Origin of the sequence: Nonomuraea sp. CA-143628, from assembly GCF_050942315.1 — a bacterium.
Lineage (GTDB): Bacteria > Actinomycetota > Actinomycetes > Streptosporangiales > Streptosporangiaceae > Nonomuraea.
Genome location: NZ_CP192072.1, coordinates 10,575,971 through 10,592,447 on the forward strand (window position 1 = coordinate 10,575,971; position 16,477 = coordinate 10,592,447).

Below are 16,477 nucleotides of genomic sequence, written 5' to 3' on the forward strand. Positions count from 1 at the left end.
ACCTCCAAGGAGACCCCGTGAATTCCGAGCTCTACCTGGCCGACCTGGAGGCCAAGCCCGCGGCCCTGGCCACCCTCGCGGACACGCTGGCGGCGGGCGACCCGTTCGAGGGCCTGCCGGACGGTGTCCGGCGGGTGCTGTTCCTCGGCATGGGCAGCTCCCGCTACGCCGCCGGAGTGGCCGCGCTCCGCCTGCGCGCGGCGGGCATCGACGCCTACGCCGACTACGCCTCGGCCGCCGCGTCGTACCCGGCGGGACCGGAGACGCTCGTGGTGCCCATCTCGGCGACGGGCACCAGCCGCGAGACGCTCGACGCGGTTGCCCGCTACGCGGGCGGCCCGTCGTTCCTGGCGGCGCTCACCAACCATCCTGACTCGGCCCTCGCCGAGGCGGCCGACCTGGTCGTGCCCATGCACGCGGGCGAGGAGCGGGGTGGGGTGTCCTGCCGCACGTTCCAGCACACACTCGCCCTCCTGCTCGCGCTGGAGGCCCATCTCACGGGCGACGGGCGCGACCTGGCCGGCCTCGTACGACGCGGCGCGGAGGCGTCCGCCGACCTCCTCGACCGCAGGGAGGAGTGGCTGCCCCTGACGCTGGAGCTGCTGGACGGCCCGGACGGCGTCTACACCATCGCGCCCGTGGAGCGCCTGTCGTCGGCGGAGCAGTCGGCGCTGATGTTCCGCGAGGGTCCTCGCCGGCCGGCCGACGCCTGCGAGACGGGCGACTGGGCCCACGTGGACGTCTACCTCACCAAGACCCTCGACTACCGTGCCCTGCTCTTCCGCGGCTCCGGCTACGAGGACCAGGCCATGGACTGGGTGCGGCAGCGCGGCTCGACGGTCGTCACGGTGGGCGGGGACCTCATCGGCGGCGATCTGCTCGGTGGGGATCTCAAGGACGCCACGGCCGCCGTCCGCTACGCGCACGACGGCGACGCCGACGTGGCGCTGCTCACGGAGACGCTGGTGGCGGAGCTGGTGGCCGCCCACTGGTGGTCGGCCGTGTCCTGAGAGGCCCTGTCAGCGGGCGCCGGACGCGGCGCTGGCGTTCAGCGCGTGCTCGACCAGCGCGATGAGCGTGTTCTTGACCGGCTCGCGCGCCCGCGCGTCGGTGCGCACGATCGGGATGTGCGGGGAGAGCGTGAGCGCCTCCCGGACCTCGCTCTCCACGTGCGGGAACCGCCCGTCCCACCCGTTGAGCCCGACGATGAAGGGCAACCCGGCGTTCTCGAAGTAGTCGATCGCGGGGAAGCTGTCGGCCAGCCGCCGGGAGTCCACCAGGACCACGGCCCCGATCGCCCCCCGCACGAGGTCGTCCCACATGAACCAGAACCGGTGCTGTCCTGGCGTACCGAACAGATAGAGGATCAGGTCACGGTCGAGCGACACCCGCCCGAAGTCCATGGCCACCGTGGTGGTCGTCTTGCCCGGCGTGTGCGCGAGGTCGTCGATGCCCGCCGAGGCGTCCGTCATCACCGCCTCCGTCGTCAGCGGCATGATCTCCGACACCGCGCCGACGAAGGTGGTCTTGCCCACACCGAACCCACCCGCGACGACGATCTTCGTCGAGGTGAGCCCGCTAGAGCCTGCGAAGTCCACTTAGTACCCTTTCGAGCAGGCCCGTGTCAGGGATGCCCGCCTCGAGCTGCGGCTGGTAGACGCGTACCAGCCCTTCCGACTCCATGTCGGCGATCAGCACCCGCGCCACACCGAGCGGGATCCGCAGCATAGCCGACACCTCGGCCACCGAGCGGACCTGTCGGCACAGCTCGCTGATCGCCCGGTACTCCCGGGTGTAGGCCATACCGAGCCGCATCGAGGTCGACGAGGAGACCAGCGCCTCCATCGCCAGGCCACCGCGTGGGGCGGTCCGGCCGCCCGTGACGGCGTACATCCGGACCAACGAGCTGCGCTCGGGCTCCGGTCCGCGGTCGTCCCACGCTGCCAACAGTCCGCTCCTATCACCGAAGTTCCCATCACCAGGTTCGCGCGGCCGAGAGTTCCGCGCGGACGGCGGGCGTGAGCACTTGCCCCGCGCGCTCGACCAGGATCGTCATCTGGTAGGCCACCAGGCCCATGTCGCAGTCGGGTGCGGCCAGCACCGCCAGGGACGAACCGTCACTGATGGACATGGCCAGGAGCAGCCCGCGGTCCATCTCGATGAGGGTCTGGGTGACTCCGCCGCCTTCGAAGACGCGCGCGGCGCCCTGGGTGAGGCTGACCAGCCCCGCCGCGATGGCCGCGAGCTGGTCGGCGCGGTCCTGGGGGAATCCCCGGGAGATGGCCACGGGCAGCCCGTCGGCGGAGACCACCACGGTGTGGGCGACGCCGGGCACCTGCTCCACGAAGCCGCTGACCAGCCAGTTCAGGTCTCTGGCCGCCTGGCTCAGGTTCTTCATGACTCCTCCTCCAATTCTTCGCGGCCCTTGCGCACGCCCTGCTGGTAGCTGGCGAGCCTGCTGCGCAACCGGTCGGGCGAGACCGGCGGCGCCTGCGCGGGCGTCGGCGGGGGCGCGGCGGAGCCGGGCACGAGGTTGGCCTTCGGCGTCCGCTTGGGCAGTCCGGATGTGGTCGTCCCGCTCTGCGCGGGTTCGCCGATCGCTCCCGCCGCCTGCCATCCGGTGTCGGCCGGCGAGGTCCAGGCGGGGTCGCGTTGGTCCGGTGTCGGCGTCGGCTTGGTGAACCAGCTCGACTCGAAGGTGTCGTGGAACTGGTTGTCAGCCTGTGCCGGTGGGGAGGCCAGGTCGGGCATCGGCACCTCCACCGAATGCGTGTGCTGCGAGCTGAACCACGACGCCGAATCGACCGGCTGGTCGAACGCCGGGTCGTACGACGGGTGGCCGATGCCGGGCATCGCCGGTGTGGCCTGCACGGGGACGAACGGCGGCGGCTCCGGCGGCGCCACCGGCCCGGGGAGCGCGGTGAGCAGCATCTCGGGGATCAGCACCATGGCGGTCAGGCCGCCGGTGTCCTGGGGCCGCAACTGCACCCTGATGCTGTGCCGCAGCGCGAGCCGGCCGACCACGAACAGGCCCATTCGCCGGGAGACCGAGACGTCGACCACCGGCGGGTTGGCCAGCCGCCAGTTGGCCTGGGCCAGCTCCTCCGGCCCCATGCCGATGCCGTGGTCGGTGACCGAGACCATCAGCCCGCCGCCGTCGATGTGGCTGCTGGAGATGATGACCTTGGTGTCGCGCGGGGAGAACGAGACCGCGTTCTCGACCAGCTCGGCGAGCAGATGCACGACGTCGCTGACCGCCTGCCCGGCGATGGCGGCCGCCGACTGCACCTGGACGCTGACCCGGTCGTAGCTCTCGACCTCGCCGAGCGAGGCGCGTACGACGTCCATCAGCTCGACGGCCTCGCTCCACTTGCGCGCCGCCTCCTGGCCGGCCAGGACCAGCAGGTTCTCGCTGTTGCGGCGCATGCGGGTGGCCAGGTGGTCGAGCAGGAACAGGTCGCCGAGCCGGGTGTCGTCGCGCTCGCCGCGCTCCAGCCGCTCGATCAGCGTGAGCTGCCGTTCGACCAGGGTCTGGCTGCGCCGCGACAGGTTGACGAACATCGCGTTGACGTTCGAGCGCAGCCGCGCCTCGTCGCCGGCCAGCCGGACGGCCTCGCGGTGCACCTCGTCGAAGGCCCGCGCGACCTCGCCCACCTCGTCCTTGGAGAAGATGCCGATCGGCGGCACCTCGGCGTTGATCGCGCCGTCGCGCGACTCGCGCAGATGCTGGACGAACTCCGGCAGCCGCCGGCCGGCGATCTCCAGCGCCTCGCCGCGCAGCCTGCGCAGCGGGCGGACCAGCGATCTGGCAACTCCGGTGGTGATCAGCAGGACGGCGATCAGCAGCGCGAGCACGGCGCCCGCGATGACGAGGGCGCGCTGGCGCTCGTCCGCGCCCAGCGCCTCGCTGCGGGTCAGGATGCCGGCCGACTGGCGCTGCTCGACCTTGCGGAAGGAGTCGACGACGACGTTGCCCGCGTCGTACCACTCCTTGGCGTCGTCGCCGCGGCCGGCCTGGTCGAGTCCGCGCAGCGGCAGCCCGGCCGTGGCCCGGATCAGCACCAGCTCGCGCAGGAACAGCATCCGGTCGGCGGGCCTGCCGTTGACGGTCTCGTCGAAGAAGCGGCGCTCCTCGGCGGTGGCCTCGTCGCCGAAGCTCTTGCGCTCGTTGCGCTCGCGCGACAGCTCGCCGAGGAAGCGCTTGAGCTGTTCCTGGTCGAGACTCCCCTCGACCAGGCCGGTGGTGACCAGCGCCTGCTGGAGCGAGACGCTCTCCTTGGCCTGGGCCAGCGAGTCGAGCATGCGGGTCTGCCGGAACAGCTCGTCGTCCTGGCTGCCCTTGATCAGCTCGTTGTGCACCGACAGCAGCTCGTTGATCACCGTGGTGTAGAGCTCGACGCAGGCACCGGGCAGCAGCTCGGCTTCGAGCGCCTGCTCGCGCAGGCCGGCCAGGTCGTTCAGGCGGCTCAGCATGTTCTCGATCTGGTCGGCGGTACGGCCGGTGACGTCGCCCACCAACTGCTCGGCGCTGGCCCGTACCTCCTTGGTGGACTCGTCCACCTGGTCCATCTGGTTGCGCACGGCGGCCAGCCCCGTCACGGGCCGGCCCCTGGCGATGAACCACGAGGTCCTGGCGCGCTCGCCGGCGACCAGGTGGGTGAGCGCGCCGACCTGCTGGGACAGCTGCGCCAGCCGGTTGGTACGGGTGTAGTCACCGGCGGCGCCTATCGAGGCGAACACCTGGAAGCCGCCGAGCAGGACGGCGGCGGCGGTCGGGATGACGATGAGGGCGACCAGCCGCGCCCGGACACGCCAGTTGCGCAGACGCCAGTTCGCCTCGTCCGCCTGCCGTTCACCCAACTGAGTACTCACCGAACGCAACCTCTCGCCCGAATCGGCGTATATGAAGGGCGCCTGAGGCCCCTGGGGAAAATCAGCAAGTGCCGGTAATTGGAACACATACCTACCAGCTCGGCCAAGCGAACATAAGGCCACAAAAGTTGAGTTGTGTGGCACATGGGGCGAGAACCTGGAGCCCCATTTATGCCGACCATTGGCCGAGAAATATTCCAATAACTGAACAAGTGTCCGCTTGTGGGCGTTTGTACCGTTCCAGGGCTGTAACACCGGAGAAGCGTAGATGTCTCCTAAAGGTCACAACGTTGAGATTTGCGTTATCCACCACATAGGTTGAGGCCCGGCAAAGCGAGGAGGCGAGTGTGGCGGTTTCTCCCGACAGTGCGGCCATCGAAGTCGACGGGCTGTGGAAGATCTTCGGCCCAAAGGCGGAAAGGGTCCTGGAGTGCGATGACAGGCATCTCGAACCCGCCGTACTGAGAGAGAAGACAGGTTGCACCGCCGCAGTCAGAGATGTCAGTTTCGAGGTACGGCCCGGCGAGGTGTTCGTCGTCATGGGCCTTTCCGGAAGCGGTAAATCCACCCTGGTCCGCTGCCTCACCAGACTCATCGAGCCGAGCGCGGGCGAGGTCCGGATCGACGGCGAGGACATCGGCCGCGCCGCCCCCGCCCGCTTACGCGAGATCCGCCGCCACCGGGTCAGCATGGTGTTCCAGCACTTCGGCCTGCTCCCCCACCGGCGGGTGATCGACAACGTCGCCTACGGCCTGGAGGTCCAGGGCCTGGCCAAGGCCGCCCGGCACGCGCGGGCCGGGGAGATCCTCTCCCTCGTCGGCCTCGACGGGCACGCCGACGCCTACCCCGACCAGCTCTCCGGCGGCATGCAGCAGCGGGTCGGCCTGGCCCGCGCGCTCGCCGTCGACCCTCGGGTGATGCTCTTCGACGAGCCGTTCAGCGCGCTCGACCCGCTGATCCGCCGCGACATGCAGGCCGAGGTGATCCGCCTGCACCGCGAGGTCGGCAAGACGATGGTGTTCATCACCCACGACCTGTCCGAGGCGCTCAAGCTGGGCGAACGCATCGCGATCATGCGGGCCGGGTCGATCGTGCAGCTCGGCACGCCGGAGGAGTTGGTGGGCGCGCCGGCCGACGACTACGTGGCCGACTTCGTCCGCGACATCCCCAGGAGCCACGTACTCACGCTGCGCTGGATCTGCCGCCCGCCCGAGCCCGGCGAGCCCCTCGACGGCCCGGCCCTGCCCGCGCACACGGTCATCAAGGACGCGATCGGCGCCATGTCGTCCTCCTCCCGGCCCATCCGGGTCGTCGACGGTGACGAGCTGGCCGGCGTCGTGGACCGGGTGGACATGCTCACCTTCCTCGCGGGGCAGGACGCGGCGACCGCCGTACAGGCGAGCGCATGAGCACCACGGCCGTCACGACTCCCTCCAGGCTGCGTGTGCCCAGGTGGGCGGCGCCGGCGGGGATCGCGGTGCTGTTCGCCGTCGCCTACCTCCTCTTCCGCGGCACGGGAACGCTCCCGCACGACAAGGAGGCGCCGCAGTTCCTGGCGCTCACCGACCTGCGCGAGTGGATCGACGACCACCGCAACTCCAACCCGCTGTTCCTGTACTTCCTGAACTACATCCGGATCTTCGTCGGCTCGGTCTACACGGCCTTCCAAGCCGGGCTGTACGCGCTCGGCTGGCCCGGGCTCATTGGCGTGATGGGCGCGCTGGCCTGGCTCGCGGGCGGCTGGCGGATCGCGCTGCTGGCGGTCGCTGGAGTCGGCTCGTTCGGGGTGCTCGGGCTCTGGCAGTCCAGCGTCGACACGCTGGCCCTGGTCGCGGCCTCGGTGCTGCTGTCGCTGGCGATCGGTATCCCGCTGGGGGTCTGGGCGGGGCTCTCGCCACGGGTGCGCAGGGCGATCACGCCGGTCCTCGACGTCATGCAGATCATGCCGACGTTCGCCTACCTGGCGCCGCTGGTGCTGTTCTTCCACATCGGCGCGCCCGCCGGCGCCATCGCGACGATGATCTACTCGATCCCGCCGGCCATCCGCATCACCGCGCTGGCCATCGAGCAGGTCTCCCCCACCGCCGTCGAGGCGTCGTCGTCGCTGGGCGCCACGGGCCGCCAGACGCTGTTCAAGGTCTACCTGCCGCTGGCCAGGTCGACGATGGCGCTGGCGGTCAACCAGACCATCATGATGGCGCTGTCGATGGTCGTCATCGCCAACCTCATCTCGGCGCCGGGCCTGGGCGGCGACATCATCCGGGGCCTGTCGCGCGCCCAGGTCGGCATCATGCTCCCGGCCGGGATCGCCATCGTCGTCATGGCGGTGGTGCTGGACCGGATGCTGGTCGCGCTCTCCAGAAAGGATCCACACCGCCGGCTTGGCTGGGTTCGGGGGATTCCCGCCGCCGTGCTGGCCGCCGCCGGCCTCGCGCTGACGCCGCTGCTGCCCGCAGAGTGGCCCGAGGGCTGGACGGTCAACTTCGTCGTCCAGGTCAACGACGCGGTGCACTGGGCCGAGACCAGCTGGTACGGCGTCACGACGTTCGTCAAGGACGTCACCACCGATCTCCTGCTCAACCCGCTGGAGGGCCTGCTCACCTCGGCGCCGTGGTGGCTGATCGCCGCCGCCGCGCTGCTCCTGGCCTGGCGGGTGAGCGGGGTACGACCGGCGCTCACGGCACTCGGCTGCCTGCTGGCGATCGCGCTGCTCGGCATCTGGGAGCACGCCATGCAGACGCTCACCACCGTCGCGGTCGCGGTGCTCGTCACCCTGGTCATCGGCCTGCTGCTGGGCGTGGCCGCCGCGCGGTCGGCCCGATACTCGGCCGTACAGCGCCCGATACTCGACGCCGCGCAGACCATGCCGGCCTTCGTCTACCTGCTGCCCGCGCTCGCCCTGTTCGAGACGACCAGGTTCACCGCGATCTTCGCCTCGGTCATCTACGCGGTGCCCCCGGTCGTCCGCCTGGTCGAGGACGGCATCAGGGCGGTGCCCGCGACCGTGGTGGAGGCGGCCACGGCCGCCGGGTCCACCTCGGGCCAGCTCCTGTGGAAGGTGCAGCTGCCGATGGCCCGCCGGGCGATCCTGCTGGCCGCCAACCAGGGCATCGTGATGACGCTGGCCATGGTCGTCGTGGGTGGCCTGGTCGGGGCCGGTGCCCTCGGCTACGACGTGGTCGTGGGCTTCTCCCAGCGGACCGACTTCGGGATGGGGTTCGTCGCTGGCATCGCGACGGTCCTGCTCGGGGTCATGCTCGACCGCATCACGCAGGGTGCCGACAGGCGCCCTTCCCCCCAAAGAAGGAAAACCACATGAAGATTCGCCTGCTCGCAGGCCTTCTCGCGCTCGGGCTCGCGGCTGCGGGATGCGGCGGCGCCAAGGTCGAGGAGCCGTCCAGCTCCGCCGCGCCAAAAGCCCAGGGCAGCGCCTCGGGCGCCGGAACCGTCAAGATAGCGATCAACCCGTGGGTGGGCTACGAGGCCAGCGCCAACGTGGTGGCGTACCTGCTGAAGAACGAGCTCCACTACGACGTCCAGCTCCCGGAGATCAAGGAGCAGCTCGCCTGGGAGGGCTTCGAGACCGGCGACGTGGACGTCATCATCGAGAACTGGGGTCACCCGGACCTGGCGAAGAAGTTCATCGAGGAGAAGAAGGTCGCCATGTCGGCCGGTTCGACCGGCAACAAGGGCGTCATCGGCTGGTACGTGCCCAAGTGGATGGCCGACAAGTACCCGGACATCACCGACTGGAAGAACCTGAACAAGTACGCCGGCCTGTTCAAGACCTCGGAGTCCGGCGGCAAGGGCCAGCTCCTCGACGGCGACCCCAGCTACGTCACCAACGACGAAGCCCTGGTCAAGAACCTCAAACTGGACTTCAAGGTGGTCACGGGCGGCAGCGAGGCGGCCCTGCTCAAGTCGGCGACCCAGGCGCAGGAGCAGAAGAAGGCGCTGCTGTTCTACTTCTGGACGCCGCACTGGCTCTTCGACAAGGTCGATCTCGTCCGCGTCAACCTGCCCGCCTACACCCAGGGCTGCGACACCGACGCCAAGAAGGTCGCCTGCGACTACGCGGAGCTGGACCTCGACAAGATCGTGAGCAAGAAGTTCGCCGACACCGGCGGCAAGGCCTACGACCTGGTCAAGAACTTCAACTGGACCAACGAGGACCAGAACGCCGTCGCCAACGACATGACCAACGCGGGCATGACCGGCGAGCAGGCCGCCAAGAAGTGGGTCGAGGCCAACACCGCCAAGTGGCAGGCGTGGATCCCCAAGTAACCATTTCAACCCCCTCTTGACCGCGGCCCCTGGGCGGGCCGCGGTCGTGGAGCCTCTCATGCCTCTCATGCGTACCAAGACCATCGCCGGGCCGCTGGTGGCGGCCCTGCTGCTGACGGCCTGTTCCAGCGGGGCGCCGTCGCCCGCCGCCGCGGCGAAGGGCACGGTGCACATCGACGTGCACGGCTGGGTGGGCTACGAGGCCCAGGCCGCCGTACTGGCCTACCTGCTCGAACACGAGCTGGGGTACAAGGTCCAGAGGCGCAAGATGAAAGAGGAGGACTCCTGGAAGGGCTTCGAGACCGGCCAGGTCGACGTGATCGTCGAGAATTGGGGACACAGCGATCTCAAGAAGGAGTACATCGAGGACAAGAAGGTCGCGCTCTCCGCTGGTCTCACCGGAAACAAAGGCGTGATCGGATGGTACGTCCCCGAGTGGATGGTCAAGAAATATCCGGACATCACGAACTGGCGGAGCTTGAACAAGTATTCGAGCCTATTTCGGACCGCTAAATCCGGAAATTTCGGTCAGGTGCTCGACGGTGATCAGTCGTTCGTCACCAATGACGAGGCGCTCGTGAAGAACCTCGGCCTCGATTACCGGGTCGTCTACTCCGGCAGCGAGGACGCTCTGATCAAGGCGGCACAGGTGGCGACCAAGAATCGTACGCCGGTGCTGATGTATTTCTACGAACCCCAGTGGCTGTTCACCAAGGTCAAACTCGTCAAGATCAACCTGCCCGCCTACTCCATAGGCTGCGACGCCGCCGCCACCAAGGTCGCCTGCGACTATCCGCCGTACCTGCTCGACAAGATCGTGAGCAAGAAGTTCGCCGAGACCGGCGGCCCGGCGTACGAACTGGTCCGCAACTTCACCTGGAGCAACGACAACCAGAACGCGGTCGCCAGTGACATGATCAACGGCAAGATGTCCGCCGACGAGGCGGCCAAGAAGTGGGTCGACGAGAACAAGATCGTGTGGACGGACTGGATCCCGCGTTGAGGTTCGACTACGTCATCGTGGGCGGCGGGTCGGCGGGGTGCGCCCTGGCCAACCGGCTCAGCGCCGATCCCTCGGTGTCGGTGCTGGTGCTGGAGGCGGGCCGGCCCGACTACTCCTGGGACGTGTTCATCCACATGCCGGCGGCGCTGATGTTCCCGATCGGCAGCCGGTTCTACGACTGGAAGTACGAGTCGGAGCCCGAGCCGCACATGAACGACCGGCGCGTCCACCACGCGCGCGGCAAGGTGCTCGGCGGCTCCAGCAGCATCAACGGCATGATCTTCCAGCGCGGCAACCCGCTGGACTACGAGCGCTGGGCCGCCGATCCGGGCATGGAGAGCTGGGACTACGCGCACTGCCTGCCGTACTTCAAGCGGATTGAGCACTGCCTGGCCGACCCCGGCTCGGAGTTCCGCGGCGACGACGGGCCGCTGATGCTGGAGCGCGGTCCCGCGAAGGGGCCGCTCTTCGATGCGTTCTTCGAGGCCGTCCAGCAGGCCGGGCACCCGCTCACCGACGACGTGAACGGATTCCGGCAGGAGGGCTTCGCCGCCTTCGACCGCAATGTCTTCCGGGGCCGCCGGCTGAGCGCCGCCCGCGCGTACCTGCATCCCGTACGGCATCGCCGCAACCTCACGGTCAGGACCCGGGCCTTCGTGGAGAAGGTGGTCTTCGAGGGCACCCGGGCGGTCGGCGTGATCTGCGACGGCCGGCGCATCCCGGCGGGCGAGGTCATCCTGTGCGGCGGCGCCATCAACTCCCCCCAACTGCTGCAGCTGTCGGGCGTCGGCCCCCGGGCGCTGCTTGAACCGCTGGGCATCGACATGGTCCACGACCTGCCGGGCGTGGGCGAGAACCTTCAGGACCACCTGGAGGTGTACGTCCAGCACGCCTGTGCCCAGCCGGTGTCGCAGCAGCCGTCGCTGGCCATGTGGCGCCGGCCCTTCATCGGCGCGAACTGGCTCTTCCTGCGCGGCGGCCCCGGAGCCACCAACCATTTCGAGGCCGGCGGCTTCATCCGCTCCAACGACCAGGTCCGCTACCCGAACCTGATGTTCCACTTCCTGCCGATCGCGATCCGCTACGACGGCTCGGCCCCCGCCGGCGGCCACGGCTACCAGGTGCACATCGGGCCGATGTACTCCGACGCCCGCGGCTCGGTGCGGATCAGGTCGGCCGACCCCCGGCGGAAGCCCGCGCTGCGCTTCAACTACCTGTCCACGGAGCAGGACCGGCGCGAGTGGGTGGAGGCCATCAGGCATGCCCGCGCCATCCTGTCCCAGCCCGCCTGGGCCGGTCTGGACGCCGGTGAGCTCTCGCCGGGGCCCGCCGTACAGACCGACGAGGAGATCCTGGACTGGGTGGCCAGGGACGGCGAGACCGCGCTGCACCCGTCGTGCACCTGCAAGATGGGCACCGGCGAGCAGGCCGTCGTGGACCCCGCGACCATGCGCGTGCACGGCCTGGACGGGCTGCGGGTGGTGGACGCCTCGGCCATGCCTTATGTCACGAACGGCAACATCTACGCGCCGGTGATGATGCTGGCCGAGAAGGCGGCCGACCTCGTGCTCGGCAACACACCCCTGCCTCCCGAACCCGTCGAGTTCTACCGCCACACTCCGTGATTTCCGTCGCTGGCGCGGCGTCCACGAACGTTCGCCGGATGTTGGTTCCCCTCTCCCCGGAGGGAGTGTCTGTCCCTTGGAAACCTCAGCCACGACGGACGGCTTTCCTCCTCGCCCCCGGACCTCCCTCAAGGACCTCAGCCACGACGGACGGTCTTCTTCCCTCCCCCGAAGGGGGTATCCCGCAAAAGACAACCCAGCCCCGACGGACCGTCACTCGCGTTACGACCGTGGTCGCTACCGGTCCAGGCGCTGGTAGAGGCGGACCGACAGGACGAAGAAGACGGCGGTGATCGCCAACGGCCAGACGATCGCCATCGTCACCGCGTGCTGGGCGACCCACGAATCGCCGCCCCAGCCGGGATTGCCGAACAGCTGCCTGGCCGCCGCGACGGTCGACGACAGCGGGTTCCACTTGGAGACGGCGCCCAGCCAGCCCGGCATGGTGGCCGGGGCGACGAAGGCGTTCGAGAGGAACCCGATCGGAAACTCCAGCGTCTGGATGACCGTCACCGCCCCCGGGTCCTTGGTCACCAAGCCCAGGTACATCCCCACCCACAGCAGGGCGAAGCGCAGCAGCAGGAGCAGTCCCACGGCCCCGAATGCCCCGCCGAGGCTCGCCGGGCGCCAGCCCACCGCGAAGCCGCAGGCCAGCAGGCCCGCCAGGACCAGCACCGAGTTGAGCAGGTCGGCGACGGCCCGGCCGATGAGGACGGCCGAGGGGGCCATCGGCATGGACCGGAACCGGTCGGTCACGCCACGGGAGAGGTCCGTGGTGATCGCGACCATGGTGGCACCGAGTCCGAACAGCATCGTCATGCCGTACATGCCGGGCATGAGGAAGGCGAAGTAATCGGCCCCCTCCGGCACGTCCACCGCGCCGCCGAACAGGTAGCCGAACGCGAGGGTGATCACCACGGGGAACGCGACCCCGAACACGATCGTCATGGGCTGGGCGATCCAGTGGATCAGGTCACGCCGCGCGACCGACCACCCGTCGGCCAGCGCCCAGCGCAGCCGGGAGAACGGCGGGTCCATTGTCAGTTCGGTCATCTTGGACTCCTGTCGTTGGAGGGATTCACGCGGCAGTCGCTGGGGGGATTCACGCGGCGGTGAGGCTCAGGAAGACCTCATCGAGCGTCGGCCGGCGCAGCGCGACGTCCTCGGCCTCGATGCCCGCGGCCGAGAACGCCGCCAGGACCTCGGTGAGCGCCTGGACCCGCTCGCTCACCGGTGCGCTGACGTGACGGGTGTCCTGATCGACTTCAGCAGGCGCGGCGGCCACCCGACCGACGATCCCGACGGCCTCGGCCAGCCGCGCCGCGTCCCTGACGACCACATCGAGCCGGTCGCCGCCGAGCGTGGACTTGAGCTCGCCCGGCGTGCCCTCGGCGACGACCCGACCGGTGTCGATGACCGAGACGCGATCGGCGAGCTGGTCGGCCTCCTCCAGGTATTGGGTGGTGAGCAGCACCGTGGTGCCGGTGGCGACGAGGCCGCGCACCGCCTTCCACACCTCGCCGCGGCTGCGCGGATCGAGCCCCGTGGTGGGCTCGTCGAGGAAGAGCACGGGCGGGGAGAGGATCATGCCGGCCGCCAGGTCGAGCCGGCGCCGCTTGCCGCCCGAATACTCCTTGACGGGGCCCGGATGCTCCAGGCCGAACGCGTCCAGCAGCTCGGCGGCCCGCCTCCTGGCCGCGCCGGCGTCCAGGTGGTAGAGGCGGCCGAACAGCTCCAGGTTCTGCCTGCCGGTCAGCGCCTCGTCCACCGCCGCCTGCTGGCCGACGAGGCCGATGCTCCGCCGTACCAGCCGGGGGCGGGCCGCCACGTCGAACCCGGCCACCTCCGCGCGGCCGCCGTCCGGGCGCAGGAGTGTGGTGAGGATCCTGACGGCCGTGGTCTTGCCCGCGCCGTTCGGGCCGAGCAGCCCGCAGACCGTGCCCTCGGCCACCTCCAGGTCAAAGCCGTCAAGGGCCGTCTTCTTGCCGTACGCCTTGCGCAGGCCCTGTGCGAGCACCGCCGCCATAACGCCTCCTTGAATTCCGTACGCTGTACCGTACAGCATACGATTCAAGCACGGCAACCGTACGGTGTACCGTACGAAGGTGACCATCGAGTACTCCGGCAAGGGCGACCCGGCACGCAGCCTGGCCTTGCTCTGGCGCACCAGCGAGCGGACCAGCCGCAAGGGCAAGCCCGACCTGAGCGTCGACCGGATCGTCCGCGCGGCCATCGAGGTGGCCGACGCCGAGGGCCTCCAGGCGCTGTCGATGCGCCGCGTCGCCGAGCGGCTGGGCGTCGGCACGATGTCGCTGTACACGTACGTGCCGGGCAAGCCGGAACTGCTCGACGTCATGCTCGACACCGTGTACGGCGAGACGGCCAGGCCGGAGGAATCACCCGGCGACTGGCGGGCCAGGCTGACGCTCATCGCCAAGGAGAACTGGGCGCTCTACCAGCGCCACCCCTGGCTTCTGCAGGTGGCGACCAACCGCCCGGTGCTGGGACCGAACACCACGGCCAAATACGACTACGAGCTGCGCGCCGTCGACGGCATCGGGCTGACGGACGTGGAGATGGACTCAGTGATCACCTTGGTGACCGGGTTCGTACACGGCACGGCCAGAGGGGCGGTGGAGGCGGCCCAGGCCGAGAGCCAGACCGGGCTGACGGACGAGCAGTGGTGGGCGGCGCACGCCCCGTTCCTCAGCCGGATCTCCGACGCCTCGCGCTGGCCCACAGCCTCCCGCGTCGGACAGGCCGCGGCGGAGGCCCTGGGCGGCGCCTACAGCGCGGAGCACGCCTTCGAGTTCGGCCTCGAACGCGTCCTGGACGGCATCGACGCCCTGATCACCCGACGGGCCGGATCGGCCTAGCCGGCCCCGTTCCGGAAGGGACACCCGGCGAGTCGGATCGGCCTGACAATCCAGATTCGGGTGGTTTTGCTAGTGGTCGGCCGCCTGCTTGGCGGCGGGTGCGGCGCGGCGCTCAGGCAGGCCCGCGGTGGCGAGCGCGCTGCCGAGTTGCCGCTCCGTAGGCGGTACGGTCCAGGTCAGGCCGGGGCCGCCGTTGGCGATCGCGCTCGTCAGCACGCTGCGGAGCACCACCTCGTCCGGTGCCCCCGGCTGCCGGGCCCGCGACTCTTCGTACTGGTCACGGATTCGGGCCAGGTCGAGCAGCAGCGTGGTGCCGGGCCGCCCGTCGTCGCCCGGCACGGCGACCCCTGGCGCATCCAGGCCGTCCCCAACCGGCACGGCGACTCCCAGCACGCCCAGAGAGCTCCCACCCGGTAGGGCGACTTCAGAGCGGACGATCGCGCGCACCCTGGCGGCGAAGCCCTCCCCATCCGTCCAGCCAGGCCGTAGGTGCAGCACCCCCGGCTCCTCGGTGGCCAGGAAGCCGGCCAGCAACGCGCCGACCGTGGTCTGCGGGTCGTGCATGGCCTCCTGCCCCCGGGCGGCGAAGCGGCCGGCGAGCAGGTCGAGTGAGATGAGCCGCGGTGGCCTGAACACCGTCAGGACATCCCCGTCCATCTCCACAGCGTTCCCCGCGTCGGCGTAGGCCCTCAGCCCCTCCAGCAGCGCGGTCGCGGCCTCTTCGTCCAGCCGCGCCTCCCACCCCGCCCTGTGCACGGCCCCAGGCACGCCGGATGAGCCGGATGATCCCGATACAGCGACACGGCGGGCCCACCAGACGGCCACGCCGAGCACCACGGCAGCGGCCGCGAGCGCGATCCACATGATGCCCGCTAGGAGACGGGCGCCGCACGCAGGCGAACGACGTGCTCGACGAGGGAGATCAGCGTCCCCTTCACCGACTCGCGGTTCCGCGCGTCCGTACGCACGATCGGCACGTGCGACGACAGCGCCAGTGCCTCGCGCACCTCTTCCTCCGAGTGCGGGAACTGACCCTCCCAGCCGTTGACGCCCACCACGAACGGCAGCTTGGCCTCTTCGAAGTAGTCGATCGCCGGGAAGCTGTCGGCCAGGCGCCGCGTGTCGAGCAGCACCACGGCGCCGATCGCGCCGCGCACGAGGTCGTCCCACATGAACCAGAACCTGTGCTGTCCGGGCGTGCCGAACAGGTAGAGGATCAGGTCACGGTCCAGCGACACGCGCCCGAAGTCCATGGCGACGGTCGTCGTCTGCTTGTTGGGCGTCATGCCGAGGTCGTCGATGCCCGCGGACGCGTCGGTCATCACCGCTTCCGTGGTGAGCGGCAGGATCTCGGACACCGCCCCCACGAACGTCGTCTTGCCGACGCCGAACCCGCCCGCGACGACGATCTTCGTCGACGTCAGGCCGGGGCTAGAGCCTGCGTAGTCCACTGAGCACCCTTTCGAGCATGTTGAGGTCTGGCTGTCCCTCGCTGAGACGTGGCTGGTGCAGGCGGACAAGTCCTTCGTCGGACATGTCCGCCACGAGCACTCGAGCCACGCCCAGCGGGACGCGGAGCAGGGCCGAGATCTCGGCGACCGACCGGAACGAGCGGCAGAGCTGCATGATGGCCTCCTGCTCGGGAGTGAGCATGGACATCTCGTCATCCGGTATGGACATCGACGAGATCAGCGTCTCCATCGCCAGGTGGTAACGCGGCTCTGAGCGGCCGCCGGTCACCGCGTACGGACGGAACAGGGGCTCATCGTCCCCGGTTCCGTCAATGCCGTACACGGCCCTCCCCCATCAGTTCCATT

General features: G+C 69.6%; 16 protein-coding genes. 7 read left to right on the plus strand and 9 right to left on the minus strand.

All coding sequences use genetic code 11. The annotated features are described in order from the left end of the window. Window positions 1-17: 17 nt before the first annotated feature. Window positions 18-1,010, plus strand: coding sequence for an SIS domain-containing protein (locus tag ACQP2T_RS47920; protein ID WP_433511483.1), 993 nt, complete (start codon window positions 18-20; stop codon window positions 1,008-1,010). A gap of 9 nt (window positions 1,011-1,019) precedes the next feature. Here the strand turns inward: ACQP2T_RS47920 and ACQP2T_RS47925 are convergent, their stop codons facing one another. The 4 genes from ACQP2T_RS47925 to ACQP2T_RS47940 all read right to left on the minus strand — a co-directional run bounded on the left by ACQP2T_RS47925 (window position 1,020) and on the right by ACQP2T_RS47940 (window position 4,872). Then, window positions 1,020-1,598: a GTP-binding protein gene (locus ACQP2T_RS47925; RefSeq protein WP_357942903.1), complete on the minus strand. Its 579-nt coding sequence runs from the start codon at window positions 1,596-1,598 to the stop codon at window positions 1,020-1,022. Further along, the gene (locus ACQP2T_RS47930) at window positions 1,579-1,893 is read right to left on the minus strand and encodes a DUF742 domain-containing protein (protein ID WP_358537562.1); all 315 of its coding nucleotides are present in this window, start codon (window positions 1,891-1,893) and stop codon (window positions 1,579-1,581) included. Before ACQP2T_RS47930 ends, ACQP2T_RS47925 begins: the two co-directional genes overlap by 20 nt. 82 nt (window positions 1,894-1,975) lie before the next feature. Further along, window positions 1,976-2,398, minus strand: coding sequence for a roadblock/LC7 domain-containing protein (locus tag ACQP2T_RS47935; protein ID WP_433511484.1), 423 nt, complete (start codon window positions 2,396-2,398; stop codon window positions 1,976-1,978). Then, window positions 2,395-4,872 carry a sensor histidine kinase gene (locus tag ACQP2T_RS47940; protein WP_433511485.1) on the minus strand — a complete coding sequence of 826 codons (2,478 nt, stop codon included), beginning with the start codon at window positions 4,870-4,872 and terminating at the stop codon, window positions 2,395-2,397. Before ACQP2T_RS47940 ends, ACQP2T_RS47935 begins: the two co-directional genes overlap by 4 nt. A 347-nt stretch (window positions 4,873-5,219) precedes the next feature. On the opposite strand from ACQP2T_RS47940, the gene ACQP2T_RS47945 reads away from it, so the two are divergent. The 5 genes from ACQP2T_RS47945 to betA are packed head-to-tail and all read left to right on the plus strand — an operon-like array spanning window position 5,220 to window position 11,784. Next, entirely contained in the window at window positions 5,220-6,281 is a 1,062-nt protein-coding gene (locus tag ACQP2T_RS47945; RefSeq protein WP_433511486.1) for a quaternary amine ABC transporter ATP-binding protein, read from the plus strand. Continuing rightward, window positions 6,278-8,191, plus strand: a complete 1,914-nt coding sequence (locus ACQP2T_RS47950; RefSeq protein ID WP_433511487.1) for an ABC transporter permease subunit — start codon at window positions 6,278-6,280, stop codon at window positions 8,189-8,191. The genes ACQP2T_RS47945 and ACQP2T_RS47950 overlap by 4 nt, the downstream gene beginning before the upstream one ends. Continuing rightward, the gene (locus tag ACQP2T_RS47955) at window positions 8,188-9,156 is read left to right on the plus strand and encodes an ABC transporter substrate-binding protein (RefSeq protein WP_433511488.1); all 969 of its coding nucleotides are present in this window, start codon (window positions 8,188-8,190) and stop codon (window positions 9,154-9,156) included. The genes ACQP2T_RS47950 and ACQP2T_RS47955 overlap by 4 nt, the downstream gene beginning before the upstream one ends. A gap of 58 nt (window positions 9,157-9,214) precedes the next feature. After that, window positions 9,215-10,159, plus strand: coding sequence for an ABC transporter substrate-binding protein (locus tag ACQP2T_RS47960; protein WP_433511489.1), 945 nt, complete (start codon window positions 9,215-9,217; stop codon window positions 10,157-10,159). Next, window positions 10,135-11,784, plus strand: a complete 1,650-nt coding sequence (gene betA / locus ACQP2T_RS47965; RefSeq protein WP_433511490.1) for a choline dehydrogenase — start codon at window positions 10,135-10,137, stop codon at window positions 11,782-11,784. The genes ACQP2T_RS47960 and betA overlap by 25 nt, the downstream gene beginning before the upstream one ends. Window positions 11,785-12,021: 237 nt before the next feature. On the opposite strand, the gene ACQP2T_RS47970 is transcribed toward betA, so the two are convergent. Together ACQP2T_RS47970 and ACQP2T_RS47975 are read right to left on the minus strand one after the other, a co-directional pair. Then, complete coding sequence (locus tag ACQP2T_RS47970) at window positions 12,022-12,837, minus strand: ABC transporter permease (protein WP_433511491.1); 816 nt, start codon at window positions 12,835-12,837, stop codon at window positions 12,022-12,024. Between the two features lie 49 nt (window positions 12,838-12,886). Further along, window positions 12,887-13,810, minus strand: a complete 924-nt coding sequence (locus ACQP2T_RS47975; RefSeq protein ID WP_433511492.1) for an ATP-binding cassette domain-containing protein — start codon at window positions 13,808-13,810, stop codon at window positions 12,887-12,889. A gap of 79 nt (window positions 13,811-13,889) precedes the next feature. On the opposite strand from ACQP2T_RS47975, the gene ACQP2T_RS47980 reads away from it, so the two are divergent. Continuing rightward, window positions 13,890-14,660 carry a TetR/AcrR family transcriptional regulator gene (locus ACQP2T_RS47980; RefSeq protein ID WP_433511493.1) on the plus strand — a complete coding sequence of 257 codons (771 nt, stop codon included), beginning with the start codon at window positions 13,890-13,892 and terminating at the stop codon, window positions 14,658-14,660. A 69-nt stretch (window positions 14,661-14,729) separates the two neighbouring features. Here ACQP2T_RS47980 and ACQP2T_RS47985 read toward each other — a convergent pair whose 3' ends face one another. The 3 genes from ACQP2T_RS47985 to ACQP2T_RS47995 are packed head-to-tail and all read right to left on the minus strand — an operon-like array spanning window position 14,730 to window position 16,454. Continuing rightward, window positions 14,730-15,524, minus strand: a complete 795-nt coding sequence (locus tag ACQP2T_RS47985; RefSeq protein WP_433511494.1) for a hypothetical protein — start codon at window positions 15,522-15,524, stop codon at window positions 14,730-14,732. An 8-nt stretch (window positions 15,525-15,532) separates the two neighbouring features. Continuing rightward, window positions 15,533-16,111, minus strand: coding sequence for a GTP-binding protein (locus ACQP2T_RS47990; RefSeq protein WP_433511495.1), 579 nt, complete (start codon window positions 16,109-16,111; stop codon window positions 15,533-15,535). After that, on the minus strand, window positions 16,092-16,454 hold the full coding sequence (locus ACQP2T_RS47995) for a DUF742 domain-containing protein (protein WP_357942881.1): 363 nt from the start codon (window positions 16,452-16,454) through the stop codon (window positions 16,092-16,094). The genes ACQP2T_RS47990 and ACQP2T_RS47995 overlap by 20 nt, the downstream gene beginning before the upstream one ends. Window positions 16,455-16,477 lie beyond the last annotated feature (23 nt).

Bases quoted from the DNA above. Each gene is read 5' to 3' on its own strand.
- ACQP2T_RS47960 (WP_433511489.1), top strand. From the start codon at position 9,215: ATGCCTCTCATGCGTACCAAGACCATCGCCGGGCCGCTGGTGGCGGCC.
- ACQP2T_RS47930 (WP_358537562.1), bottom strand. From the start codon at position 1,893: ATGTACGCCGTCACGGGCGGCCGGACCGCCCCACGCGGTGGCCTGGCG.
- ACQP2T_RS47975 (WP_433511492.1), bottom strand. From the start codon at position 13,810: ATGGCGGCGGTGCTCGCACAGGGCCTGCGCAAGGCGTACGGCAAGAAG.
- ACQP2T_RS47935 (WP_433511484.1), bottom strand. From the start codon at position 2,398: ATGAAGAACCTGAGCCAGGCGGCCAGAGACCTGAACTGGCTGGTCAGC.
- ACQP2T_RS47950 (WP_433511487.1), top strand. From the start codon at position 6,278: ATGAGCACCACGGCCGTCACGACTCCCTCCAGGCTGCGTGTGCCCAGG.
- ACQP2T_RS47985 (WP_433511494.1), bottom strand. From the start codon at position 15,524: ATGTGGATCGCGCTCGCGGCCGCTGCCGTGGTGCTCGGCGTGGCCGTC.
- ACQP2T_RS47970 (WP_433511491.1), bottom strand. From the start codon at position 12,837: ATGACCGAACTGACAATGGACCCGCCGTTCTCCCGGCTGCGCTGGGCG.
- ACQP2T_RS47955 (WP_433511488.1), top strand. From the start codon at position 8,188: ATGAAGATTCGCCTGCTCGCAGGCCTTCTCGCGCTCGGGCTCGCGGCT.